Here is a 23,106-nt window from a genome sequence, read left to right on the forward strand (position 1 = left end):
CGCTGCTGTCTCTCTGCATTGACCGGCAAGCTCAGAGATCGCGAAGAGCGGAAGTGAGCGGACGCGCGTTATTGCGCGCTCACATCGTCATCCCAAGAACGCGCGAATGCTCTCCGCGATTTCCCTCGCGTGCGTTTCCAGCGCGAAATGTCCGGTGTCGAAGAACTGAACCACTGCGTTGGGATTGTCGCGCTCGAACGCCTCGGCGCCGGGCGGGATGAAGAACGGATCGTTCTTGCCCCAGACGGCCAGGAACGGTGGTTTGTAGGTGCGGAAATAATCCTGGAATGACGGATAGAGCGCGACGTTGCTCCTGTAGTCGCCGAACAGGTCGAGTTGCACGTCGTCCGAGCCCGGTCGAGCCAGGTAGAAATTGTCGAGGTTCTGCCCGTCCGGCGACACCAGGGACGGATTGGGGACACCGTGCGTGTACTGCCAACGCGTCGCGTCCGGCGTGAGCAAGCCGCGCAGCGCCTCACGGTTGGCGGGCGAAGGATCCTGCCAATAGGCCTTTATCGGAGCCCAGCCGTCGCTGAGACCGTCCTCATAGGCATTGCCGTTCTGCGAGATGATCGCCGTGATCCGTTCGGGGTGATTCAGCGCGAGCCGGAAGCCGGTCGGCGCGCCATAGTCGAAGACGTAGACCGCGAAACGATCGAAGCCGATCACCTCGGTGAAGCGTTCGATCACCTTAGCGATGTTGTCGAACGTGTAGCGGAAGGTTTCGCGCGAGGGCATGTCAGTTTGGCCGAAGCCGGGCAGGTCCGGTGCCACGATGTGAAACCTGTCCGCGAGCAGCGGGATCAGATCGCGGAACATGTGGCCGGCGCTCGGAAAGCCGTGCAGCAGCAGCAGCTTTGGCGCGCCAGCAGTGCCGGCCTCCCGATAGAACACCTTGAAGCCATCGACGTCTGCGGTGCGATAGGTGGTCGGGGCCATAGCCAGTCTCCGTTCGTCCAAGTAACCTGTTTAATGTTATTAATAAGGTTACTTCGTTGGCGAATAACTTGTCAATTGGTGTTTATCAGGTTACTTCTGCCCTGCCTCTTCAGACCGGCCAAGGACCGCTCATGGACCGCCCACCCGCCATGTTCATCGCCGACTCGCTTGGCCTTGATTTCCTGAATTCGGTGGCGACGCCGGTCGATACGCCCGTCGATTGGATCGACGATGGCGATGGCCTGATCGACTGGCTGGAGCAGGCGAAGCTGGTGCCGGCGGATGAACTGCACGCACTGAAGGCGCGCGCGGCGCCGGGTGAGCTGGATGAGGTCGCGGATCAGGCGCGTGCCCTGCGCGAATGGTTTCGCGGTTTCGTTCTGGAGCATGCCGGCCGGCCGCTCACGGCGGATGCATTGCGCGAACTCGGTCCGTTGAACGGCCTGCTGGAGCGCGAGGAGTCATTCCGCCAGATCGAGCCGGGACACGGTGATGTCGGCGGCGTTCTGAAGCTGCAAACGAAGCGGCGCTGGCGCTCGGCCGAATCCCTGCTGCTGCCGGTCGGCGAGGCCTTGGCCACGTTCGTCTGCGACGAGGACTTTTCCGACGTGAAGGCGTGCGAGGGCCACAACTGCACGATGCTGTTCGCCGACCACACCCGCAGGCGCGCGCGGCGATGGTGCATCATGGCGGTCTGCGGCAACCGCGCCAAGCAGGCCGCACACCGCAATCGGCTCAAGAGCAGGCAGTGACGAGGGCAGGCAGGTGGTGGCTTCGTGCTGCCTTGTTGGGGCGCGTCCGGCAGATCACGGGCTCCTGATGGGGGGACCGCGTGTCGCGACCGCGTTCGGTGCCCCAAATTCCACCCAATCGGTGGTCACTAAGCAACCGGGGGACGGCGTTTGCCTTCCGTGGTGGGACTGCTGGACTGATGCTTGATCCAAGGCGAATCCTCGTGCTGGCAGCGGTTGCGCTGCTCGCCTTGAGCACCGGTGCGGCCGTTGCCTCACCCGCCAAGTCAAAGCCTGCCGCGGCCGCGCCCGTTGCGCCGCCTCCGCCGGCCGAGCCGCTGCCGCCGCCGAAGATCTACCTGTTCCGTGGCGCCATGGGGCCGATCTTCTCGACCGGCATGGACCGGCTCGGCGAGAAGCTGACGAAGGCCGGCTTTTCCGCCGATGTCTACGAATTCACCATCTGCCGATGGATCGGCGATCGTGCCATCTCCAGCTACAAGGAAACGCCGGCGCCGATCGTGCTGATCGGTCACTCCATGGGCGGGCTGTGCTCGGTCGTCATCTCCGAGATGGCGGCCAAGGAGAACATCCCGATCAGCCTCGTCATCGCTATCGATCCCGCGCATGCGACCGGCGACGTGCCGCTCAATGTCGAGCGCTTCATCAACATCTTCCTGTCCGACAGCGTGCTCGGCGGCGGCGATGTCGTGGCCGTGCCCGGCTATCGCGGCCATTACGCGAGCTACGATCTCAAGGAGAACAGCCGCGTCTCGCACATCAACATCGAGAAGTCCGACGACATCCATCGCCAGATCGTCGAGATGGTGACGCAGTTGCCGCGCATTCCCGCGCAGGCCCAGGGCGATGCCGTGCCGCTGCGCTATCTCGTGCCTGCGAATACGCTGGTGGAATTGTGGGACTCCGGCGTGCGAGTGCCGGTACGCCGCGGCGACACCATGGAGAGCATCGCCGCAGCCAATCGCGTGCCGCTGTGGTCGATCGCGCAGAGCAACTCGCTTGCAGAGAACGCGACCCTCACGCCCGGCCAGTCCATCGTCGTCCCGCGCCATCTGACGCCGCCCGAGCCGACGGCAGCGCTGGCGCCGCCGCCGCCTCCGGCGCGGCGGTAAGCGGTTAGCAGCGGAGATCGCCGGGACGGACGTGGCCTGACGCCGAGCGCCATTCCGTGTGTTGCCTTGTCATTCACGCAACCGCTGCCGCGGCAGCCGTCTTGGTGCTGGTGTCGCCAAGGACGAGCGAGCTATGGCGGAAGCTTGGCTCGCCGGTCGATAGGGCGCGGCGAGAAGCATCAGAAAAAATGCCCTTTCCGCCGCATATTTCGCCGCAGGCCGGCCATTTTCGGACCCGTGCATGACGAGGTGACCTTCGGTCGTGCAGACACGCCAGCGCCATGTCCTTCGGCCATATCTTCTCAAGAACATTTCGAAGGTCGGGAGGTTATCGGACATTTCAATTCGCCGTGTCAGCTTGCGTCATGAGCATGGTTGCCTTCCCGATCGCCCTCTTTGGAGCTCGAAGGGTGAGGGGAAACGCAGAGGCTGCAAGCTTCTCGATCGCGGAACGCTCCTCGGACAGGCGCCTTTCAATGAACCGCCGCTCGACCTCCGTCAGTTCGGTCTTGAGCAATCGTTGGTAACGGCCGATGTTGTTGCGGTGTGCGCGCAGCAAGGCCAGCTCTTCATCAATCATCATCGCAATCCCCCTTGAGCGGTCGTTGCCTAGGCTGCGAGACCGGTTCGCAAGATGGACCGCGTGCGGACCGGCTTGCCGCCCGGAGGACCCTTTGGATGGTGGTCCAGCATCGCGAGCGCGTCCAGAATCTCGTCGATGGTGACGGGCTTGTCCGAGCCCGGCAGTTCTCTCAGCGCCGGGTTTGAGGCAACGCTGGCGGCGTCTGAAGCCCAGGACGCGAGGATCGCTCGTTTCTCGCCGATCGACAGAGCGGGATCCTCGACGACGTCGCGGGGATGAGCATAGACAGAGCCGGGGTGCAGTATTGCGTTCAGGTCGATGATGTTGTCAGCATGATCGATCATGAGAGGTCCTCCTTCTCCTTTCGCTAAAACCTCTGTTTGCATTGGGGTACGCGGCCGAAGGCCGCGGTCGATCCCGCCCGACGATCAGGCGGGATCACCAGGTCTCCGACAAAACGAAAATCAGGCGGCTCTGCCTTCGAGCTGATGCACGGTGCCGGACGGCGCGGCATTGATGGCAATTCGCCGCGGCTTCATCGCTTCAGGAATCTCCCGGATCAGTTCGATCTTGAGCAGACCGTTCTCGAACGCGGCGCTCTGCACCTGAACATAGTCGGCCAGGTTGAACTGCCGCTTGAAGGGCCGCGCGGAAATGCCCCGGTAGAGATACTCGCGTTCGGCCTTGTCCGCCTTGTTTCCCTCGACGATCACCGCATTCTGCTCGGCAGTCACGGAGACCTCGTCGGGCGAAAAGCCCGCGATCGCGAGCGAAATCTGGTAGCGATCCTCGCTGACGCGTTCGATGTTGTAGGGGGGATAATTGTCCTCGCCGGCGCGCTGTGCCGTTTCAACGAGGTCGAAAAGGCGGTCGAAGCCAATGGTCGAACGCCACAGGGGAGAGAAGTCGTAAGTGCGCATAGCCAAATCCTCCAAGGAGCAAAATGGATACGAGCGGCACCGGACACGACCGGTGCCCGTCTCAGTCGTTCCCGACCCATGAGGCGTCGGGGACGCCACCTCTCGGCGGCAACGAAAAAATAAAAAAACACAGTTTTGGTTTCAAGAGGGAGGCCAAAAATTTTGGACCCTCCCGCGCCTCGCGGAGGGAGGGGTCGTGCCTGCGACCAAGGTCAGGCGCCGGGCGCCGCCGGCATAGCCGTCGGAGCCCACCATGGTCGGCGCGCCGGCGTTGCTGAACCCACTACACGTTCGAACCGTGGATCGCGTCGATGACGGCGTCGGTCACCTCCTTCGTCGTCGCCTTGCCGCCGACATCGGGCGTCAGCACACCGGCCGCGCAGACGCGCTCGACGGCCGTCATCAGCCGTGACGCGGCGTCCTTCTCGCCGAGATGCTCGAGCATCTGCGCGCCGGTCCAGAAGGTCGCGACGGGGTTGGCGATGCCCTTCCCGGTGATGTCGAAGGCCGAGCCGTGGATAGGCTCGAACATCGAGGGGAAGCGGCGCTGCGGATCGATGTTGCCGGTCGGCGCGACACCGAGGCTTCCCGCCAGCGCGCCGGCAAGGTCGGAGAGGATGTCGGCGTGCAGGTTGGTCGCCACGATGGTGTCGAGGCTCTTCGGATGCAGCGTCATGCGCACCGTCATGGCGTCGACCAGCATCTTGTCCCAGGTCACATCGGGGAATTCGCCGGCGACCTCGGCCGCGATCTCGTCCCACATCACCATGCCATGGCGCTGCGCGTTCGACTTGGTCACGACGGTCAGGAACTTGCGCGGACGCGACTGCGCGAGCTGGAATGCGTAGCGCATGATCCGCGTCACGCCGACGCGGGTGAAGACGGCGACTTCCGTGCCGACCTCTTCCGGCAGGCCCCTGTGCGCGCGGCCGCCCATGCCGGCATATTCGCCTTCGGAGTTCTCGCGCACGATCACCCAGTCGAGATCGCCGACGCCGACATTGCGCAGCGGCGAGGCGACGCCCGGCAGGATTTTTGTCGGCCGCACATTGGCGTATTGGTCAAAGCCCTGACAGATCGGCAGGCGCAGGCCCCACAGCGTGATGTGATCGGGCACGTCGGGGGCGCCGACCGCGCCGAAATAGATCGCGTCGAACTTCTTCAGCTCCGCGAGGCCGTCGGCTGGCATCATCGCGCCGTGCTTCTTGTAGTAGTCCGAGCCCCAGTCGAAGGTCTTGACGTTGAAGGCGAGGTCGCCGCTGCGCCTGGCCAGCGCCTCCAGCACGCGGACGCCGGCCGAGATGACCTCGGGGCCGATGCCGTCGGCGGGGATGGCTGCGATCGAATGGGTGCGCATGGAAATGCTCCGTTTGAGAGATCAGTGGGATTGCGGGACGGGTTTGGCGGGCGCGGTCTGCGCGCGCGACAATAGCAGGGTGAGGACCGCGGAGAGAACGAGCAGGCCGGCGACGAAGTAGAGCCCGCCGACGAAGCTGCCGGTCTGGTCCTTGATCCAGCCGATCATGGCGGGCCCGACGAAGCCGCCGAGATTGCCGATCGAATTGATGGTGGCGATGCCGGCTGCGGCCGCGGGACCGGACAGGAACAGCGTCGGCATGCTCCACAGCGGCGGTTTTGCCGAGGAGATGCCGATGTTGACGAGCGCGAGCGCAACCAGCACGGCGACGACGCTGGCCGCAAGCCCGGCATAGGCGAGCCCGGCCGCGGCGAGCAGGCAGGCCCACACCACGTGCCAGGTCCGCTCGCCGGTGCGGTCCGAATGCCGCGCCCACAGGATCATGGCGACGACCGCGGCGGTTGCCGGCAGCGCATTGAGGAAGCCGACCTGGAGCGAGGACAGGCCGAACTGCTTGATGATCTGCGGCGCCCAGACGCCGAGCGTGTAGAGGCCGGCCGAGGTGCCGAAATAGATCAGCGCCAGCGCCAGCACGCGCGGATCGGCAAGCCCGCGCCAGATGCTGTGGCTCGCGGTCGCGGCCTTGCTGGTGGTCTCCGCGTTCATGGTCTCGACCAGCCAGCGGCGCTCGTCATCAGTGAGCCATTTCGCCTTCTCGGGGCGGTCGGTCAGGAAGCCCAGCACGACGAAGCCGAGCAGCACGGCCGGCAGCGCCTCCAGCACGAACAGCCATTGCCAGCCCTTGAAGCCGAGCAGGCCGTCCATCTCCAGCAGCGCACCTGATATCGGCGAGCCCAGCACGGTGGAGAGCGGCGCTGCCGCCATGAACAGCGCGGTCACCGCGGCGCGCTGGCGCGCCGGGAACCAGTAGGAGAGGTAGAGGATGATGCCGGGAAAGAAACCGGCTTCGGCGACGCCGAGCAGGAAGCGCAGGATGTAGAAGCCGGTCGGCCCCTGCACGAACGCCATCGCCGCCGACACGATGCCCCAGGTGATCATCACCCGCGCGATCCAGATCCGCGCGCCGATCTTGTGCAGGATGATGTTGGAGGGCACCTCGAACAGGAAATAACCCCAGAAGAAGATGCCGGCGCCGAAGCCGTAGACCGCGGGCGACAGGCCGATGTCCTTGTTCATCGTCAGCGAGGCGAAGCCGATATTGACGCGGTCGATGAAGGCCACGAAGTAGAGCAGCATGATGAAGGGAACGATGCGCCAGGTGATCTTGCGCAGCACGCGCGTCTGAATCTCGCTCGCCACCCTGGCCTCCTCAAGTTCCGGCTTGTTGTGTCGGCGGACCCGGAGGTCCATGCCGGCAACGAGCGTAGTCGGGAGGAAAGGGGGGACTCAATTGGCGCTGGTTTATACAAAAAAATGATATAATCCTCGCGAGGAGAGGCGAGAGGACCCTGGATGGAATTGCATCAGCTTCGATGCTTCGTGGCGGCGGCCGAGCAGTTGCATTTCGGCCATGCGGCGCAGCAGCTCCAGATGCTGCCGTCTGCGCTCGGGCGCCAGATCAGGCTGCTGGAAGAGGACCTGGGCACGCGGCTGTTCGCGCGGACCACGCGCGCGGTGTCGCTCACCGAAGACGGTGCGACGCTTTTGCGCGATGCCCGCGCCATCCTCGCCAAGGTCGAGGCGGTCGAGAATAATCTGCGCAACCGTTCGCGTGCCGGGGCCGCCCGGCGGCTGCGGGTCGGCGCCATCGACAGCGCGGCGGCGGGATTGCTGCCGCCGCTGCTGCGCGATTTTCGCGACAAGCATCCCGACATCGCGGTGCAGCTTCTGGAGGACAAGACGGTCCGGCTGCTGCCGAAGATTTTGACCGGCGCGCTCGATCTCGCTTTCGTCCGCCCGCCCGACAGCGCGGACAAGCGGCTCGAATTCCGCGATCTGCTCCAGGAGACCGCCATCGTGGCGTTCCCGCAGCGCCACGCGCTCGCGGAGCGCAAGTCGATCACGCTGGCACAGATCGCCGACGAGGCCATGCTGGTGCCGGACCGCCGCTCGCGGCCGCACAGCCACGATCTCACGATCAAGCTGTTCGAGCAGGCCGGCCTAACGCCGCGCATCGTGCAGGTCGCCGACGAGAAGCAGACCATCATCCATCTGGTGGCAACGAAGCTTGGGGTCGCGATCGTGCCGCGCTGGACCACGCGCATGGCGGTATCGGGCGTGCGCTTCGTGCCGCTCCGGCCGAAGCAGAGCGGCCCGGTCGGCCGGCTGCCGCTCGCCGCCGCCTGGCTGCGCGGCTCGCGCGATCCGGCCCGCGATGCCATGCTGGCGGTGCTCGAGGCCCGCCTGCGCAGCTATGCGCGCGAGGCCTGAGGGGCTATGACATTGGCTTGGATAGAAGGTGGAAGGTGATGACGGATCAGAAAGCTTCGAGCGAATTGCGGGTGGCCATCGCAGGCCTCGGCTCGATCGGCACCAAGATCGCGGCCGCGCTCGATCAGGGCATCGAGGGGCTGACACTGTCCGCCGTCGCCGTGCGCGATCCCGCCAAGCATCAGGCATTTCTCAACGGCCTGCGTAGCCCGCCGCAGGTTTTGCCGATCGACCAGCTCGGTGAAGCCGCCGACATCGTGGTCGAGTGCGCACCGAGCGGCCAGCTGCGCGCGATCGTCGAGCCGGCAGTGAAGCGCGGCAAGGCCGCTGTCGTCGTCAGCGTCGGCGGGCTGCTCGACAATTTCGATCTCGTCGATCTCGCCCGTGCCAATGGCGGCCGCATCATCGTGCCGACCGGCGCGCTGATCGGGCTCGATGCCGTCAACGCCGCTGCGATCGGCACCATTCATTCGGTGAAGATGGTGACGCGCAAGCCGATCGACGGGCTGAAGGGCGCGCCCTTCATCGTTCAGAACAACATCGACATCGACACGCTGCGCGAGCCGCTAAAGCTGTTCGAGGGCACGGCGCGCGAGGCCGCAAAAGGCTTCCCGGCCAATCTCAACGTCGCGGTCGCGCTGTCGCTCGCGGGTGTCGGGCCTGATCGCACCTCCGTGCAGATCTGGGCCGATCCGACCGTCACGCGCAATGTTCACCGCATCGAGGTCGAGGCGGATTCGGCGCGCTTCTCGATGTCGATCGAGAATATCCCGTCCGAAAATCCCAAGACCGGGCTGATCACGGCGCTGTCGGTGATCGCGCTGCTGCGCAAGCAGCGCGCCACGCTCTGTGTCGGGACGTAAACCTTTACGCGCCGGTGACGCGCCAGATCACGTTGCCGACGTCGTCGGCCATCAGCAGCGACTTCTTGTCGGGGCCGATCACGACGCCGACCGGGCGGCCGTAGGATTCCTTCTCGTCGGGGGACAGGAAGCCCGACAGGATGTCGCGACCGGGGCCGGAGGGCTTGCCGTTCTCGAACGGGATGAACACCAGCTTGTAGCCGGACAGCTTGCTGCGATTCCACGAGCCGTGCTGGCCGATCACCATGCCGTCGGGGAAACCCGGCAGCGTGCCTGCGGGCATCCAGCACAGGCCGAGCGAAGCGGTGTGGCCGCCCAGCGCATAGTCCGGCGTGAGCGCCTTGGCGACCATTGCCGGATCCTGCGGCACGCGGTCGTCCACCGTCTTGCCCCAGTAGCAATAGGGCCAGCCATAGAAGCCGCCGTCACGCACCGAGGTGAGATAGTCCGGCGGCGTCTCGTCGCCGAGCCCGTCGCGCTCGTTGACGACGGTCCAGAGCACGCCGGTCGTTGGCTCCCAGGCAAGGCCCACCGGGTTGCGCAGGCCGGCACCAAAAATGCGATGCGTGCCGGCGGCGAGGTCGAGCTCATAGACCGCGGCGCGGCCTTCCTCGACCTCCATGCCCATCTCGGCGATGTTGCTGAGCGAGCCGACGCCGGCATAGAGCTTCCTGCCGTCGGGACTGGCGAGCAGGCTGCGCGTCCAGTGGCCGCTCGGCTTGAAATTGGTGAGCCGCTTGCCCGGCGCAGTGATGCGGTCGGCATTGGCGACATAGGGGAAGGCCATCACGCCGTCGGTGTTGCCGACATAGAAGGTGTCGCCGACCAGCGCCATGCCGAACGGCTGGCTGAGGTTCTCCATGAAGGCGCCGCGAACTTCGGCGACGCCGTCGCCGTCCTTGTCGCGCAGCAGCGTGATGCGGTTGGCGGACACGCCGAGCGCCGCGGCACGCCGCATCGTCGCCTGCATCGCGTAGTGAAACACGGATCGCGGCGGCCCCGCGATCTGGGTCGCTTCCGCGATCAGCACGTCGCCATTTGGCAGCACCTCGATCCAGCGCGGATGGTCGAGGCCGGTTGCGAACGCATTGACCTTGAGCCCGGGCGCGACGGTCGGCTTCTGGCCCTCGCTCCAGCCGCGGGCGGTCGGCATCTTCAGCGTCGGGATCGCGCCTTGCGGCTTTGCCTCGGGAATGGCGGGCGTCTGGCCCCATGCGGGCGCAGGCTCTGTGCCGGACAGCTTCCGCCATTGCAGAGCGATGCCGCCGAGAAGCGCAACGAGCTGCGCAAAAATGCTGGAAAAGGTCATGAGAAGCCCCTGTCGAACCTGCGGCACAGTCCAACGCCGGATTGCTCCAGGCCCCGCGCGGGCCCAGGCCTGATCGTCGACCTCTCCAGGTCAACGATGGATGTCGTCGTGCCTCATTGCACGCGCATCCAACTGGGTGGCGGTAAAAAGGTCAACCTGTGCGGGCTCGGATCGGGCCGTTTATGGCGCGGATGGCAGCACGCCGAATTTGCATGGCAATGATGCAGGCGCCGATGCAGTGGCGCACGCTGCCTCCTCAACGTCGTCCTGGCGAAAGCCAGGACCCATGCCGCGAGGTCTATCGATTGGGGTAGTAGGAGTACCGAACGACAAGTCTTCGCCAAACTCTTCCTTGGGGTAATGGGTCCTGGCTTTCGCCAGGACGACATCGAAGGATATGGCGGGCTTGTTACGTCACCGCGGCGACAGGAACGGGATGATCATCGGCACGCGGCGGCAATAGGCGCCGTAGGCGTCCTCGCCGAGCTCCTTCGACAGGAACACCTCTTCCATCCGCCCCTTCTGCCACATGCCGAGCGAGATCAGGATCGCGCCGAGGATCGCGGTCACCGTCCCGACCGCGATGCCGGTCGCCAGCATGCCGGCGATCAGGCCGGTGTAGATCGGATGACGCACGATGCCGTACGGGCCGGTGTCGATGACGCGGTGGTCTTCCTTGTGGGTGATGGTGTTGGACCAGAATTTTCCGAGATGCAGCCGTCCCCACCAGGTGAAGGAGATGCCGGCGAGCACGATCAGCGCGACGATGTAGACGCCGGTGTTGCTGAACACCCAGAGCGGCTTCTCACCGAGCACTTCGGCGGTCCACGGCGTGAACAGGATGCCGCCGACCAGAATCGGGATGCGATAGCGGCCGGACTCCAGGGTCATCACCTGCTTTTGCGTGCGGCCCTGCCAGAACGAGGCGCCGACCCAGCTGGCGAGCCAGGCGAGCCAGATCAGGGCGAGCAGTTGCGTCGGCCAGGTCGTGGTCCAGCCACCCCAGGCGACAGAGAGAAGCTTGCTGAAATCGAAGGACATGAAGGTTCTTTGCGTTAGGCGGCGGCTTTAGCCAGCGCGCGAGGAGAGCGCGTGTTGCTTGATGGCGCCGGAGGGCTGCACGCCGCCGCGGGCGAGCAGATGGGTGATGGTTTCGCGCAGGACCGGCTCGATCGGGCGCGGCGAGTAGCCGAGCTCGGTTCGCGCCTTGCCGATCGAGAGATCGCTCGCGGCGAGCGCAATGCGCACGCCCTCGGCGGTGCCGTTGGGCGGCCGGCGCGTGAAGTTGTCGGATAGATATTCGAGCATGATGCCGGAGAGCTCAGCGATCTTGCCAGGCACGACGATCGGGAACTGGCGGCGGCCGCTCATCGCCGACATCATCCGCAGGATGCGGCCCAGCGGGACGCAGTCGCCGCCGAGGATGTAGCGCTGGCCGAGGCGGCCGCGCTCCATGGTCAGCACGAGGCCCATGGCGACGTCGCGGACATCGACGAGATTGACCAGGAAGTTGAGGTGCGGCTGCACTTTCTTCTGGAGGAAGTACCAGAGCATCGCCGTCGGCGGCGTCAGGTTGTGGTCGGCAGCTCCGATCGGCATGGTCGGCGTGCCGATCACGAGCGGAAAGCCACTGGCCGCGGCCTTCGCGGCGTGATGCTCGGCGAGCGACTTCGACCGCGTATAGGCGCCGGGCATCGCGTCGGCCGGCTGGAGCGCCTCTTCGGCTGGAGCGCCGTCGAGGTCGGTATAGGGGAACAGGATCGATTCCGTCGAGCAATGCAGGAAGCGCGACACGCCGCGCTTCATCGCAGCCGCCAGCACGACCTCGGTGCCGCGGAAATTGACGTCGTGAAAGTCCTGCTTGTTGGCAACCCACATGCCGGGCAGGCCGGCAAGGTGATAGACCTGATCGACGCCGGCCAGCGCGGCATCGACCGCGGCGCCGTCCAGCACCGAGCCGTGAACATAGTCGACGTCGGTATTGGCGGCGGCCGGCGGCCGGACATCGAGAACACGCACCCGCTGCCCACGGGCGCGGAGCGATTCTACGAGATGATGTCCGATGAAGCCGCTGCCACCGGTAACCAGTACGAGAGCCATGAAGAAGGTTTGCTGTTTCGCTTCTAGAGCTATCGGGTTGAAAGGGAATTGGTCGGAAGAGGCGCCAGAATCGCGGCAAGGTCGCGACGGAAGCCCAGTGCAATGAATAATTTTGCCATGACAAACATCGGTCCCAGCAAAAGATGCGACGGAAACGTGAATAACGAGGCTTCGCGCCCCTCAAAAACCTTGTGGCCGATGGTCTGCGCGGCGAGGCCGAGCACGACCAGCGCGGCGAAAATCGCCCACATCGTCATGGTGCTGACTTGCGTCGAAATGGTCGTCGCGATCGAAAACAGCACGACGGAGACGGCCAGAATGCCGACCCCGAGCGCCATGTCGAGCAGCAGCCAATAGATCAGAACCGGCAATGCCAGGATGACCGCCAGGCTGAGTTCCGTTCCGAACAGCGGCACCTTCACCAACGTCAGCGGCAGCACGGCGCCGGTGAACAGCAAGAGGATGCCGACCACATGCATCGCCGTATTCCGCGGATCGCGATGGTACTCGACGTAAACGGCAAGTTGGCGTTGGAACAAGCCACCCATCTTGGTCTCATGCAGCACAGGGTTGGGGAAGGACGAACCAGAGCCTATAGCACCTGATAGGGCAGTGCACAAACCGCCACTATTGTCGCGCAAAACCGTGCTGTCGCACTGTGAAACAGGTCACAAAACGGTCAGGACTTCAATGGGTTCCGTCAGGCGCCGAGGCGCGCCTCGTCAGCGCTTCTTGGCGGGCTTTTTCGCCGCAGGCGCAGGTGCCGCAGCCGGATGCGCGGGTGCCTCCTCCGGTACCTTGGCAAAGGTCAGGATTTGCAGCTGGCCGTTGGCGGCCGAGGTCGGCTTGGCGCGGTCGAGAAACTGCTCCTCGCCGAGGCCGATCGGGTGCAGCCGCTTGGTCGAGATCTTAAACGTGTTCACCAGCACGTCGCGGATCGCGTCCGCCCGGCGCTGGCTCAGGATCGCGTTGGCCTCGCGCGTCTTCGCGTTGGATTCGACATGGCCGACGATCAGGAAGGTGTAGGGCAGCAGCGAGGCATGAACCAGCGCATCCGCGATGCGGCCGACGGTCTGGTAGGACGCCGGCTGGATGATCGGCGTGTCGGCGTCGAACTGGATCTGCGCGTTGAAGGCGGGCAGCTTGGCGAGATCCGGCGCGATCGGCGGCCGGTTCACCGGACCCGGATCGTTCTTGATCCTGGCCTTGGCGCGCTCCATCACCTGCTGCTTCAGCGCGGGAAGGTCGATTTCGGCGGCCTCTTCGAAATGGTTCAGCTTGCCGACGATGTCGTCACGGGTCGGCGGCGTCGTCTGCGCGCTGGCTGCGCCCGCGAGCAAAGCCATGCCGAGCGCGATGCCGATTCCCGCGGTGGAAAGCCCCTTCGCGCGCATCATCGATACCCCGCGTCGTCCACGGCCTTCAGGCAGTTGTTGCTGATGCCCTTGGGCGTCGAGACCAGGCAGGGGATCGACTTGCTGGTCTCCTTGGTCGAGCCGCCGCAGACCTTGACGATCTCGCGCTGGCAGGCGTTCGCCACCGTGACGCGTGCGGCGACGCGCTTCTGGATGGCGTCGAAGGCGCCGAGATAGTCGCTCTGGCATTGCTGGGAGAGCACGTCGCGGTTGCGGGACAGGCACTCCTTCAGGCGGGTCGAGTCCGGATTGACGCCGCGGCAATTGGCGACGATTTCCGCGCCGCAGCTCTTGGCCAGCAGCCCGATCGAATCGCCAAAGCTCATGGTCTCCGCCGCCGCGAGCGACGGCATACCCAATGCCAGCAAGATCAGTGTGATGGAGCCCCGGACCATGGGCGCATCTGATACGGGGAAGTTCGCGGTGGTCAAGGGGCGTGGTGGGAAGAAACACGGCGGCGTAACGCCGCCGCAACACGGCAAGGCCTGCTCACGCCCGCTGCACGAAGCTGTCCACGACCTTCTTCTCGCCGGCCTTGTCGAAGGCGATGGTGAGCTTGTTGCCGTCGATCTTGGTGACGCGGCCGTAGCCGAATTTCTGGTGGAAGACACGGTCGGAGAGCGAGAATTCCGAGGTCGTGCCGGTGGATTTGGCGACCAGCTCGCCCTCGATCGTCATCGGCCCGCGCCGGCGCGAGGAGAAGCTGCCGAAATCCGGTCCGGAAGACGAGGAGGACGAGAACGTCGCGGCCTCTTCCTCGAAGCTGCCGTGGCCGCCGGCGCCGGTGCGGCCGCCGCCCCGGTTGCGGTTGGCCTGCGCCCGCTGCCAGCCCGGCGTCGTATAGCTGGAGCCGAACGCCTCCATGTCGTCGAAGCGGGAGGCGCCGTAGCCGCCGGTTCCGCCCCAGGCCGAGCCACCCTTGGATTCCGTGATCTCGACATTGGCCGCCGGCAATTCGTCGAGGAAGCGCGACGGGATCGTGGTCGTCCAGGTGCCGTGGATCCGGCGGTTGGTCGCGAAATAGATCATGGCGCGGCGCCGCGCCCGGGTCAGGCCGACATGGCCGAGCCGGCGCTCTTCCTCGAGGCCGGCGCGGCCCTGTTCGTCCAGCGTACGCTGGCTCGGGAACAGGCCTTCCTCCCAGCCCGGCAGGAACACGTTGTCGAATTCGAGCCCCTTGGCCGAATGCAGCGTCATCAGCGACACCGCGTCCTCCTCGGCGCCGCCGTCGCGGTCCATCACCAGCGAGATGTGCTCGAGGAACCCTTGCAGGTTCTCGAACTCCTCCATGGAGCGCACCAGCTCCTTGAGGTTTTCGAGCCGGCCCGCGGCGTCCGCCGAACGGTCCTTCTGCCACATCTCGGTGTAGCCGCTCTCGTCGAGCACGATCTGGGCGAGGTCGGTATGCGCGGTGACTTCGCGCTGGGCGCGCCAGCGGTCGAACTGGGCGACGAGGTCGCGCAAGGAGCCGCGCGCCTTCGGCTTCAGCTCGTCGGTCTCGACCACCGCACGCGCCGCCTCGAACAGCGGAATGCGGCGCTTGCGGGCGTGGTCGTGTAGCATCTGCACGGTGGCATCGCCAAGGCCGCGCTTGGGCGTGTTGACGATGCGCTCGAAGGCGAGATCGTCGGCCGGCGAGTTGATGACGCGAAGATAAGCCAGCGCGTCGCGGATTTCGGCGCGCTCGTAGAAGCGCGGGCCGCCGATCACGCGATAGGGCAGGCCGAGCGTGACGAAACGGTCTTCGAACTCGCGCATCTGATAGGACGCGCGCACCAGGATCGCGATCTCGTTCAGCTTCTCGCCCTGGCGCTGGATCTGCTCGATCTCCTCGCCGATGCCGCGCGCTTCCTCCTCCGAATCCCAGGAGCCCGTGACCGTGACCTTCTCGCCGTCCTGGTCCTCGGTGCGCAGCGTCTTGCCGAGCCGACCTTCATTGTGCGCGATCAAATGCGAGGCGGCGGCGAGGATGTGGCCGGTGGAGCGGTAGTTGCGCTCGAGGCGGATCACCTTGGCGCCGGGGAAATCGTGGTCGAAGCGCAGGATGTTGTCGACCTCGGCGCCGCGCCAACCATAGATCGACTGGTCGTCGTCGCCGACGCAGCAGATGTTTTTGACGTGAGACGTGGCCATCGGCGCGCCGACGGCTTGCTCCGTCATTCCGGGGCGATGCGCAGCATCGAACCCGGAATCTCGAGATTCCGGGTTCGCGTCTTCGACGCGCCCCGGAATGACGGCCTTGGGGGACGGCGCCTGCGACAGCAGCCGCAGCCACAGATATTGCGCGACGTTGGTGTCCTGATATTCGTCCACCAGGATGTATTTGAAACGCTGCTGGTACTGCCGCAGGATATCCGGGTGCTCGCGGAAGATGCGGATGTTCTCCAGCAGCAGGTCGCCGAAATCGGCGGCGTTCAGGATCTTCAGCCGCTCCTGATAGCTCGCATAGAGCTTGCCGCCCTTGCCGTTGGCGAAGACAGCGGCTTCGCCTGAGGGCACCTGCGACGGCGTCAGGCCGCGGTTCTTCCAGCCGTCGATCAGGCCGGCCAGCATGCGCGCCGGCCAGCGCTTGTCGTCGATGTTCTCGGCCTGAAGCAGCTGCTTCAGCAGCCGGACCTGGTCGTCGACATCGAGCACGGTGAAGTTCGACTTGAGCTGCGCCAGCTCGGCATGGGTGCGCAGGATGCGGCCGCCGATCGAGTGGAAGGTGCCGAGCCACGGCATGCCTTCCACCGCGTGGCCGAGCATCTGGCCGAGCCGGTGCTTCATCTCGCGCGCGGCCTTGTTGGTGAAGGTCACCGACAGGATCTCGGCGGGGCGGGCGCGGCCCTGGCTCAGGATGTGGGCGATGCGCGTGGTCAGCACGCGCGTCTTGCCGGTGCCGGCGCCGGCCAGCACCAGGACCGGGCCGTCCAGCGTCTCCACCGCCTCGCGCTGCTCGGGATTGAGCCCGGACAGATATTTCGGGCCTACCGAGGCGCGCGCACGCGCGGCGATGCCGCCGGCTGCGGGCTGGTGGTCGGGGACGCTTGTGATCTTGCTCGGCTCGGTCATGCGAATCATTTGGCCCCACGATGGCACCGCGGGGTGACGGGAGGGAGCCTTCATAACAGGGATTGGTCCCTATATGGGGCGGCGGTGCAGGGTTTTCCACGTACGCGGGGGGCCGATTTGTTCCTCCGACCCTGCGAATTTCCGCCTAGCGTGGGCAGGAACCATCGTTCCCGCGTCGAGATTGTCTGGACAGGTGGCGCGGCCAGCCGCGCCGACGCAGACAAACATCAAGACGAGGATTTGACCATGCTTGGCTGGGTTGTGACGTTTCTGGTTATCGCACTGATCGCCGGTATCCTGGGCTTTGGCGGCATCGCCGGCGCTTCGATCGAAATCGCCAAGATCATCTTCTTCATCGCGGTCGTGCTGTTCCTGGTTTCGGCCGTGGTCGGCCTCGCCCGCGGCCGCACCAGGATATAGGCGCCTAACGCTTCGAGGGCATCGCCACGCTGCGGCCGATGCCCTCGGGCCGGGCCAAGGCGCCGTGGGCCCTTGCCACCCCCGCGATGCGCTGCTGGATGTCGGGCGGAAACGCCGCAACGCGCCGCGCCTTCATGTCCATGTGCAGCGACATGTTTTCGGACGTCGCGGACAGCCAGCCTTCGGTGGCGTGCCTCATCTCCTCGAACGTATGCAGCCGCTTGTCGTCGGCCTCCAGCAGCCACACCAGGATCCGCACGGGATCGCCGAGATGGATCTCGCGCAGATAGCGCACATGGCATTCGGCAGTGAAGGTCGAGCCGTGACGCTCTTTCTTGTAAGTAGGACCTATGCCGAGCTCGAGCCAGAACTCGTCGATCGCCCGGTCGAACATCACGTTGTAATAGGCCATGTTGAGATGGCCATTATAGTCGATCCATTGCGGCTCGATCTGCATGATCGAGGCGCTGAACGGCTCGGCCTTGGGCGCAGCAGTGGCACTCTCCGGCATGTGTCCTTCCCTAGCTATGCGTCCGGTCGCTTGACTTGACCGGTTAGATGTCCTTTGCCACGGTTCTTCTGTCGGAGGAATTTCCGTGGGTACGACCATCACCAATAATCCGCCGCGGCCGGAGCCGAAAGCCCTCGCGAGCGCACTGGAGCAGCTTGCCGCACGCTTCGGCAACCGCCTCATCACCTCGCAGGCCGTCCGCGAGCAGCACGGCCATACCACCACATGGATTCCCAACCAGCCGCCCGACGGCGTGGTGATGGCGCAGGAGACCGCCGACATCCAGGACGTGGTGCGCATCTGCGCCAGGAACCGCGTGCCCGTGATCGCCTTCGGCACCGGCACCTCGCTGGAGGGCCAGGTCAATGCGCCCGCTGGCGGCATCTCGATCGACCTGCGCGACATGAACAAGGTGCTCGCGGTTCACACCGAGGATCTCGACTGTGTGATCCAGCCCGGCGTCACCCGCAAGGCGCTCAACGAGCATCTGCGCGACCAGGGCCTGTTCTTCCCGATCGATCCCGGCGCGGACGCTTCGCTCGGCGGCATGGCCTCGACGCGCGCCTCCGGCACCAATGCGGTGCGCTACGGCACCATGCGCGACAGCGTGCTGGCGCTGAAGGTGGTGCGTGGCGACGGCGAGATCATCACGACAGGCACGCGCGCCAAGAAATCATCCGCCGGCTACGACCTGACGCATCTGTTCGTCGGCGCCGAGGGCACGCTCGGCATCATCTCGGAACTGACCATCCGCCTGCGCGGCATCCCCGAGACCATCGCGGCCGGCGCGGTGTCGTTCGAGACGGTGCATGGGGCGTGTCAGGCCGTGATCCTGGCGATCCAGACCGGCATTCCCGTGGCGCGCATCGAGCTGCTCAACGCCGCGCAGGTGAAGGCCTGCAACGCCTATTCCAAGCTGACGCTGCCGGAGACGCCGCTGCTACTGATGGAATTCCACGGCAGCGAGATCGAGGTCGCCGAGCAGTCCAAGGCCTTCGGCGAGATCGCAAAGGAATGCGGCGGCGGCGACTTCTCCTGGACCACCAAGCCGGAGGATCGCACCAAGCTGTGGCAGGCCCGGCACGATGCCTATTGGTCCGTCAAGGCGCTGCGGCCCGGCGACAGCATCGGCGTGGTCGCAACCGACGTCTGCGTGCCGATCTCGCGGCTCGCCGAATGCGTCGGCGAAACCGAGGAAGATCTCAAGCGGCTCAATTTGCTGTCGCCGATCGTCGGGCATGTCGGCGACGGCAATTTCCACTGCTCGCTGGTCTGCGACACCAACGATGCCGACGAGATGGCGCGCGGCGAGGAGTTCATGCATCGTCTGGTCGAGCGCGCGCAGGCGATGGACGGCACCTGCACCGGCGAGCACGGCATCGGCCAGGGCAAGCAGAAATATCTCAAGGCCGAGCTTGGCCCCGAGGCGCTCGACGCGATGCGGGCGCTGAAACAGGCGCTCGACCCGCTGAATATCTTCAATCCCGGCAAGATCGTGCCGGAGGCGTAGCGCGCCCCTGCTGCGTCGCGGTCGCGGAACTTTCGGCCGCCAGGCTGGTTCCAATTCCCGTCAACTTCCGATGCCTCAATGGCGCGGCTCTGCGGGGAGGATGCGATGTTGCGACCGGTCATTGGAATTGCCGTGATGGCGCTTGCCTGCATGCTGGCGGGCACGGCTCTGGGGAAGGGCGGTGGCGGCCATGGCGGTGGCGGTCATGGCGGTGGGCACGGAGGCGGTCATGGCGGCGGGCATGGCGGTGGCCACCATGGTGGCGGCGGCCATTTTGGCGGTCATGGCTTCGGGCATGCGCATGGCGGCGGACATCATGGCGGACCGCGCTTCGCAACGGGAGCTCGGCATGGTGGTCCGAACTTCGGTCAGATGCGCAATGCGGCCGTGCGCCCGGCGAATTTCCGCAACGCCCTCAACGCGCATTCCAGCGCCTTCCGCAACGGCCGTCTGATCGGTAATCCGGCGGCGCGAGCCCAGATCGCAGCGGCGGCCGCGCTCGCCGGCTGGCATGGCGCCAGCAGCGGATGGTGGCAACATCCGGGCGGCGGTTATGGCTGGGTCGGACCGCTGTTCTGGCCGTTCGCCTATAACGATCTCTACGACTACACGATCTGGGGCGACGGTCTCGGCTTCTGGGGCTACGGCTACCCGGACATCTATGCCGGCATCTTCGGGCCCTATGGCTATGACGGTCTTTCGGCCTATCTGCCGCAGCGGCCGCCGGGACGGCGGCAAGCGCGCGGCGTTGCGCTGGATCAGCTTTGCGGCAGCGACCGCCGCGAGATCGTCGGTCTGCCGATCGACCAGATCGCCGCCGCGGTGCAGCCGAGCGAGGCGCAAGGCGCAAGCCTCGACGAGCTCGGCAACGCCTCGATCCTGGCGGCGGGCATGATCCGCGCGTCCTGCCCGGCGCAGGTCGCCGCGACGGCGCCCGGTCGGCTGGCAGCGATGCAGCAGCGCATCGAGGCGATGGCGAAAGCCGTCGATCTCGTTCAGCCCGCCCTGGATAAGTTCTACGGCTCGCTCACGGACGAGCAGAAGGCGCGCTTCAATGCGCTGGCTGACGACCAGCGTCGTGCGACAGCTTCCAGCAACACCGAGGGATCGCTGGTCCAGAATTGCGGTGCGTCTGCTGCGCTCGATTGGCCCGGCGCCGACATCGAGGCGCGGCTGCACCCCAACGACACCCAGCGCGCTGCTCTACAGGTGCTTCAGGATACCAGCGCCAGGGTCAGCGCATCGCTCAAGGCGGCCTGCCAGCCCAACGACGCGATGACGCCGCCGGCGCGAATGGTCGCGGTACGCAAGCGGCTCGACCTGATGCTCGACGGCGTCAAGTCGGTTCGCGCAGCGCTGGAGGATTTCTACGGCACGCTGAATGACGAACAGAAGGCACAGTTCGAGGCCATCGGGCCACGTCGGACGTCGTGAATGCGTATCGAGCCAGGGAGCGTAGCGGAAAAATTGCCTCGCCGATTTCGATAGGCCTCTCTATGCTCAAGCGAGCCTGAAGAACGGTGATACAGCGGCTGGAAGACCGTGGGTGGTGGGGCGATGAAGTGGTTCGCGAGGCAGAACGCGGCGGACATCTGGGACGAGACGATCGAAGGGCCGCTCGGCGACATCGAGGCCGCCGCGCGTATCCGCGCCATCTGTGAGGCCGCGGCGTTGAGCGCGGCAGGTTCCGCGCGCAACGACAAGCGCGAGAGCGGGCGTTACGAGCGCGCGGCCAAGGTTGCGATGGAAATCGCGATGAAGATCTCGGACGGATTGATGCGCGATGATGCGGTCCATCGCATCGTCGATCTCTGCATGATGGCGAACGATCTCAAGACGGCGCAGATCCTGTTTCGTGCGATCCATGCCAGCTGGATTCGCGAAACGATCCAGCGGGATCACCCCACGCTGCTGCAGTGATGGCTGACTGTTGACGCATTGAAGTTGCGCTCCCTCCCCCGCTTGCGGGCGAGGGTTGGGGAGAGGGTGTTTCCACGGTGGGACTCCCCAGCCTATTGCACTTTCGCCAGCTTGCGCACCGCCTCGTCCACGCTGTGGAAGACGTGATCGCGGGGCAGGGCGTCGAACAATCTGAAGCGTTCGAACGCGTTCTGGGCGCGGACCGATTCCAGCCGCGCCAGTGCGACCGTGACGCCCTGTTCGCTGCACGCCTTGAACACGTCGAGCAAAATCTGCGCGGCGGTGAAGTCGATCTCGACCATGCCGCTCGCTTCCAGCACCAGCAGTTGCGGCGTCGCCGCGCCGAGCACCTTGGTCACGTCGCTGCGGAAACCCGGGGCGTTGAGGAAGGACAGCGGCGCCTGCAGCCCGATCACGGCAACGCCTTCGATGCGCTCGCCGGCGATGTGCGGATGCGCGGGCCACCAGATCGTGGTGCCCGGCACGCGCTCGAACTCGACCAGCCTGGCGCGCGTGGTGCTCCAGATGCCGTGCAGCAGCGACAGCATGATGCCGAGGAACGCGCCCTGCTGGATCGGCAGCACGATGATCAGCGCGGCGGTGGCGGCGATCAGCAGGAACTCACTGAAGGACTGGCGGTAGATCGTGACGATCTGCTTCACGCGGATGATGCGCAGCGCGACGAACAGCAGGATGCCGCCGAGCGCGGCGTCAGGAACGTGCTGCAACAGTCCCGTGCCGAACGCGAGCAGCGCCAGCACGATTGCCGCGGCCGCTAGTCCCGCGAGCTGCGATTGCCCGCCGGTCTCGGCGACGATGCCCGTCCGCGGCGGGCTGGCATTGACGGGAAAGGCGCCGAACAGGCCGGACAGCACGCTGCCGGCGCCGGCGCCGAGGAAATCGCGGTCGACATCGGCGGGCTTGTCGGGATCGGACGGGAACGAGCGCGTGGTCGCGGCGGTCTGCACCATCACCACGACCGTGATCACGAAGGCGAGCGATACCAGATGCACCCAATGCTCCGGCGCAAGTTCGGGCAGGGTGAGCCGCGGCAGCGTCCCCGGCACGCTGCCGACGACGCTGACGCCCTCGCTTTCGAGGCCGAGACCGATCGTGGCCAGCGTCGCGGCGACGAGCCCGATCAGCGCCCCCGGAATCTTTGCGCTGATCTTCTCCGAGACGAAGACCGTTGCGAGCACACCGAGGCCGATGCACAGCGTGAAGGGATTGCTGCGACTGAGCTCGCCGGCGAGCACGCCGATGCGATCGAGCGTCGGCCCGCTCGGTGACTTCAGTCCCAGCACGCCGGGCAATTGCGACACGATGATATGGACGGAGATGCCGGCGAGGAAGCCGACCATGACCGGCACGGACAGGAGGTTGGCGATGCCGCCAAGTCGGAAGGCGCCGCCGGCGAGCATCATCACGCCGACCATCAGCGCCAGCGCGACAGCAAACCCCTGATATTGCGGCGAGCCGACTGCGGCCAGCGCCGCAAGCCCGCCGGCGAAGATCGGCGTGATCGTGGAGTCCGCGCCGCAAGACAGGAAGCGGTTGCCGCCGAGCAGCGCAAAGCCGAGCGAGCCCGCCATGAAGGCGAAGAAGCCGATCTGCGGCGCAAAGCCGCCGAGCCGCGCGGTAGCCATCTGCTCGGGGATCGCGATCGCCGCCAAGGTCAGCCCCGCCATGAGGTCGCCGGGCAGAGAGTAAGAGGCGAGCGAGCGGAAGAGCGGCCATGCGTGCTTGGCGTGAGAATCGTGCGGCATCGAGGTCCCCGGAAAGCCTGTGTCGATCGATTAGACTACAGCATTTCCGGATTGGAAGGCGGCAGACGCAATTTCTCTACATCCGTTGTCATTGCGAGCGAAGCGAAGCAATCCGGAATCCCACCACGGCGGTGGTCTGGATTGCTTCGCTTCGCTCGCAATGACGGAGGACATATATGTCCTC

23 protein-coding genes are annotated in these 23,106 nt (G+C 65.6%); 8 read left to right on the forward strand and 15 right to left on the reverse strand.

Annotated elements, in window-relative coordinates; translation table 11 throughout:
- Positions 1-87 precede the first annotated feature (87 nt).
- Entirely contained in the window at positions 88-939 is an 852-nt protein-coding gene (locus EI171_RS14770; protein ID WP_161533708.1) for an alpha/beta fold hydrolase, read from the reverse strand.
- A 131-nt stretch (positions 940-1,070) separates the two neighbouring features.
- Here EI171_RS14770 and EI171_RS14775 point away from each other — a divergent pair, with 131 nt between their 5' ends.
- Positions 1,071-1,691 carry an ABATE domain-containing protein gene (locus EI171_RS14775; protein ID WP_161533709.1) on the forward strand — a complete coding sequence of 207 codons (621 nt, stop codon included), beginning with the start codon at positions 1,071-1,073 and terminating at the stop codon, positions 1,689-1,691.
- Between the two features lie 179 nt (positions 1,692-1,870).
- Complete coding sequence (locus EI171_RS14780; protein ID WP_161533710.1) at positions 1,871-2,803, forward strand: LysM peptidoglycan-binding domain-containing protein; 933 nt, start codon at positions 1,871-1,873, stop codon at positions 2,801-2,803.
- Between the two features lie 340 nt (positions 2,804-3,143).
- Here EI171_RS14780 and EI171_RS14785 read toward each other — a convergent pair whose 3' ends face one another.
- The 5 genes from EI171_RS14785 to EI171_RS14805 form a co-directional block, all read right to left on the reverse strand.
- Positions 3,144-3,386 carry a hypothetical protein gene (locus EI171_RS14785; RefSeq protein ID WP_051000309.1) on the reverse strand — a complete coding sequence of 81 codons (243 nt, stop codon included), beginning with the start codon at positions 3,384-3,386 and terminating at the stop codon, positions 3,144-3,146.
- Between the two features lie 26 nt (positions 3,387-3,412).
- A complete protein-coding gene (locus tag EI171_RS14790; RefSeq protein WP_161533711.1) occupies positions 3,413-3,730 on the reverse strand; it encodes a hypothetical protein in 318 nt (105 codons plus the stop codon).
- 120 nt (positions 3,731-3,850) lie between these two features.
- Complete coding sequence (locus EI171_RS14795; RefSeq protein ID WP_011089311.1) at positions 3,851-4,306, reverse strand: Hsp20 family protein; 456 nt, start codon at positions 4,304-4,306, stop codon at positions 3,851-3,853.
- A 283-nt stretch (positions 4,307-4,589) separates the two neighbouring features.
- Entirely contained in the window at positions 4,590-5,663 is a 1,074-nt protein-coding gene (locus EI171_RS14800; RefSeq protein ID WP_161533712.1) for a tartrate dehydrogenase, read from the reverse strand.
- 21 nt (positions 5,664-5,684) lie between these two features.
- The gene (locus EI171_RS14805) at positions 5,685-6,983 is read right to left on the reverse strand and encodes an MFS transporter (protein ID WP_161533713.1); all 1,299 of its coding nucleotides are present in this window, start codon (positions 6,981-6,983) and stop codon (positions 5,685-5,687) included.
- A 153-nt stretch (positions 6,984-7,136) separates the two neighbouring features.
- Between EI171_RS14805 and EI171_RS14810 the strand changes: the two genes are divergently transcribed.
- Positions 7,137-8,054 (forward strand): LysR family transcriptional regulator, encoded by a 918-nt coding sequence (locus tag EI171_RS14810; protein WP_028176218.1) that lies wholly within the window; start codon positions 7,137-7,139, stop codon positions 8,052-8,054.
- A 38-nt stretch (positions 8,055-8,092) separates the two neighbouring features.
- Positions 8,093-8,917 (forward strand): aspartate dehydrogenase, encoded by an 825-nt coding sequence (locus tag EI171_RS14815; protein ID WP_161533714.1) that lies wholly within the window; start codon positions 8,093-8,095, stop codon positions 8,915-8,917.
- Between the two features lie 4 nt (positions 8,918-8,921).
- Here the strand turns inward: EI171_RS14815 and EI171_RS14820 are convergent, their stop codons facing one another.
- The 7 genes from EI171_RS14820 to EI171_RS14850 form a co-directional block, all read right to left on the reverse strand.
- On the reverse strand, positions 8,922-10,226 hold the full coding sequence (locus EI171_RS14820; RefSeq protein ID WP_161533715.1) for a sorbosone dehydrogenase family protein: 1,305 nt from the start codon (positions 10,224-10,226) through the stop codon (positions 8,922-8,924).
- A 414-nt stretch (positions 10,227-10,640) separates the two neighbouring features.
- Positions 10,641-11,267: an isoprenylcysteine carboxylmethyltransferase family protein gene (locus EI171_RS14825; protein WP_011089305.1), complete on the reverse strand. Its 627-nt coding sequence runs from the start codon at positions 11,265-11,267 to the stop codon at positions 10,641-10,643.
- Between the two features lie 27 nt (positions 11,268-11,294).
- A complete protein-coding gene (locus EI171_RS14830; protein ID WP_161533716.1) occupies positions 11,295-12,326 on the reverse strand; it encodes an NAD-dependent epimerase/dehydratase family protein in 1,032 nt (343 codons plus the stop codon).
- 29 nt (positions 12,327-12,355) lie between these two features.
- Entirely contained in the window at positions 12,356-12,874 is a 519-nt protein-coding gene (locus EI171_RS14835) for an Mpo1-like protein (protein WP_161537003.1), read from the reverse strand.
- Positions 12,875-13,048: 174 nt separating this feature from the next.
- Positions 13,049-13,720: an OmpA family protein gene (locus tag EI171_RS14840; RefSeq protein WP_028176214.1), complete on the reverse strand. Its 672-nt coding sequence runs from the start codon at positions 13,718-13,720 to the stop codon at positions 13,049-13,051.
- A complete protein-coding gene (locus tag EI171_RS14845) occupies positions 13,720-14,136 on the reverse strand; it encodes a hypothetical protein (RefSeq protein ID WP_063921531.1) in 417 nt (138 codons plus the stop codon). Before EI171_RS14845 ends, EI171_RS14840 begins: the two co-directional genes overlap by 1 nt.
- Before the next feature lie 94 nt (positions 14,137-14,230).
- Complete coding sequence (locus EI171_RS14850; protein ID WP_161533717.1) at positions 14,231-16,804, reverse strand: ATP-dependent helicase; 2,574 nt, start codon at positions 16,802-16,804, stop codon at positions 14,231-14,233.
- A 237-nt stretch (positions 16,805-17,041) separates the two neighbouring features.
- On the opposite strand from EI171_RS14850, the gene EI171_RS14855 reads away from it, so the two are divergent.
- Positions 17,042-17,215 (forward strand): DUF1328 domain-containing protein, encoded by a 174-nt coding sequence (locus tag EI171_RS14855; RefSeq protein WP_011089300.1) that lies wholly within the window; start codon positions 17,042-17,044, stop codon positions 17,213-17,215.
- Positions 17,216-17,219: 4 nt separating this feature from the next.
- Here the strand turns inward: EI171_RS14855 and EI171_RS14860 are convergent, their stop codons facing one another.
- Entirely contained in the window at positions 17,220-17,726 is a 507-nt protein-coding gene (locus EI171_RS14860; RefSeq protein WP_060908584.1) for a thioesterase family protein, read from the reverse strand.
- 85 nt (positions 17,727-17,811) lie between these two features.
- On the opposite strand from EI171_RS14860, the gene EI171_RS14865 reads away from it, so the two are divergent.
- From EI171_RS14865 to EI171_RS14875, 3 genes are all read left to right on the forward strand, one after another.
- Positions 17,812-19,236: an FAD-binding oxidoreductase gene (locus EI171_RS14865; protein ID WP_161533718.1), complete on the forward strand. Its 1,425-nt coding sequence runs from the start codon at positions 17,812-17,814 to the stop codon at positions 19,234-19,236.
- A gap of 105 nt (positions 19,237-19,341) precedes the next feature.
- Complete coding sequence (locus EI171_RS14870) at positions 19,342-20,670, forward strand: Spy/CpxP family protein refolding chaperone (RefSeq protein ID WP_161533719.1); 1,329 nt, start codon at positions 19,342-19,344, stop codon at positions 20,668-20,670.
- A 123-nt stretch (positions 20,671-20,793) separates the two neighbouring features.
- The gene (locus EI171_RS14875) at positions 20,794-21,156 is read left to right on the forward strand and encodes a hypothetical protein (RefSeq protein ID WP_161533720.1); all 363 of its coding nucleotides are present in this window, start codon (positions 20,794-20,796) and stop codon (positions 21,154-21,156) included.
- A 92-nt stretch (positions 21,157-21,248) separates the two neighbouring features.
- Here the strand turns inward: EI171_RS14875 and EI171_RS14880 are convergent, their stop codons facing one another.
- Positions 21,249-22,922 carry a SulP family inorganic anion transporter gene (locus EI171_RS14880; RefSeq protein WP_161533721.1) on the reverse strand — a complete coding sequence of 558 codons (1,674 nt, stop codon included), beginning with the start codon at positions 22,920-22,922 and terminating at the stop codon, positions 21,249-21,251.
- Between the last annotated feature and the right edge of the window lie 184 nt (positions 22,923-23,106).

It is taken from the genome of Bradyrhizobium sp. LCT2 (assembly GCF_009931255.1).
Taxonomy (GTDB): Bacteria; Pseudomonadota; Alphaproteobacteria; order Rhizobiales; family Xanthobacteraceae; genus Bradyrhizobium; species Bradyrhizobium diazoefficiens.

What these genes read in the sequence shown, in the direction of transcription:
- EI171_RS14855 (WP_011089300.1), top strand. Translation starts at nt 17,042, where the DNA reads ATGCTTGGCTGGGTTGTGACGTTTCTGGTTATCGCACTGATCGCCGGT.
- EI171_RS14790 (WP_161533711.1), bottom strand. Translation starts at nt 3,730, where the DNA reads ATGATCGATCATGCTGACAACATCATCGACCTGAACGCAATACTGCAC.
- EI171_RS14840 (WP_028176214.1), bottom strand. Translation starts at nt 13,720, where the DNA reads ATGCGCGCGAAGGGGCTTTCCACCGCGGGAATCGGCATCGCGCTCGGC.
- EI171_RS14835 (WP_161537003.1), bottom strand. Translation starts at nt 12,874, where the DNA reads ATGGGTGGCTTGTTCCAACGCCAACTTGCCGTTTACGTCGAGTACCAT.
- EI171_RS14875 (WP_161533720.1), top strand. Translation starts at nt 20,794, where the DNA reads ATGAAGTGGTTCGCGAGGCAGAACGCGGCGGACATCTGGGACGAGACG.
- EI171_RS14830 (WP_161533716.1), bottom strand. Translation starts at nt 12,326, where the DNA reads ATGGCTCTCGTACTGGTTACCGGTGGCAGCGGCTTCATCGGACATCAT.
- EI171_RS14810 (WP_028176218.1), top strand. Translation starts at nt 7,137, where the DNA reads ATGGAATTGCATCAGCTTCGATGCTTCGTGGCGGCGGCCGAGCAGTTG.
- EI171_RS14775 (WP_161533709.1), top strand. Translation starts at nt 1,071, where the DNA reads ATGGACCGCCCACCCGCCATGTTCATCGCCGACTCGCTTGGCCTTGAT.
- EI171_RS14860 (WP_060908584.1), bottom strand. Translation starts at nt 17,726, where the DNA reads ATGCCGGAGAGTGCCACTGCTGCGCCCAAGGCCGAGCCGTTCAGCGCC.
- EI171_RS14820 (WP_161533715.1), bottom strand. Translation starts at nt 10,226, where the DNA reads ATGACCTTTTCCAGCATTTTTGCGCAGCTCGTTGCGCTTCTCGGCGGC.
- EI171_RS14845 (WP_063921531.1), bottom strand. Translation starts at nt 14,136, where the DNA reads ATGGTCCGGGGCTCCATCACACTGATCTTGCTGGCATTGGGTATGCCG.
- EI171_RS14880 (WP_161533721.1), bottom strand. Translation starts at nt 22,922, where the DNA reads ATGCCGCACGATTCTCACGCCAAGCACGCATGGCCGCTCTTCCGCTCG.
- EI171_RS14785 (WP_051000309.1), bottom strand. Translation starts at nt 3,386, where the DNA reads ATGATGATTGATGAAGAGCTGGCCTTGCTGCGCGCACACCGCAACAAC.
- EI171_RS14795 (WP_011089311.1), bottom strand. Translation starts at nt 4,306, where the DNA reads ATGCGCACTTACGACTTCTCTCCCCTGTGGCGTTCGACCATTGGCTTC.
- EI171_RS14800 (WP_161533712.1), bottom strand. Translation starts at nt 5,663, where the DNA reads ATGCGCACCCATTCGATCGCAGCCATCCCCGCCGACGGCATCGGCCCC.
- EI171_RS14770 (WP_161533708.1), bottom strand. Translation starts at nt 939, where the DNA reads ATGGCCCCGACCACCTATCGCACCGCAGACGTCGATGGCTTCAAGGTG.
- EI171_RS14815 (WP_161533714.1), top strand. Translation starts at nt 8,093, where the DNA reads ATGACGGATCAGAAAGCTTCGAGCGAATTGCGGGTGGCCATCGCAGGC.
- EI171_RS14825 (WP_011089305.1), bottom strand. Translation starts at nt 11,267, where the DNA reads ATGTCCTTCGATTTCAGCAAGCTTCTCTCTGTCGCCTGGGGTGGCTGG.
- EI171_RS14870 (WP_161533719.1), top strand. Translation starts at nt 19,342, where the DNA reads ATGTTGCGACCGGTCATTGGAATTGCCGTGATGGCGCTTGCCTGCATG.
- EI171_RS14780 (WP_161533710.1), top strand. Translation starts at nt 1,871, where the DNA reads ATGCTTGATCCAAGGCGAATCCTCGTGCTGGCAGCGGTTGCGCTGCTC.
- EI171_RS14850 (WP_161533717.1), bottom strand. Translation starts at nt 16,804, where the DNA reads ATGATTCGCATGACCGAGCCGAGCAAGATCACAAGCGTCCCCGACCAC.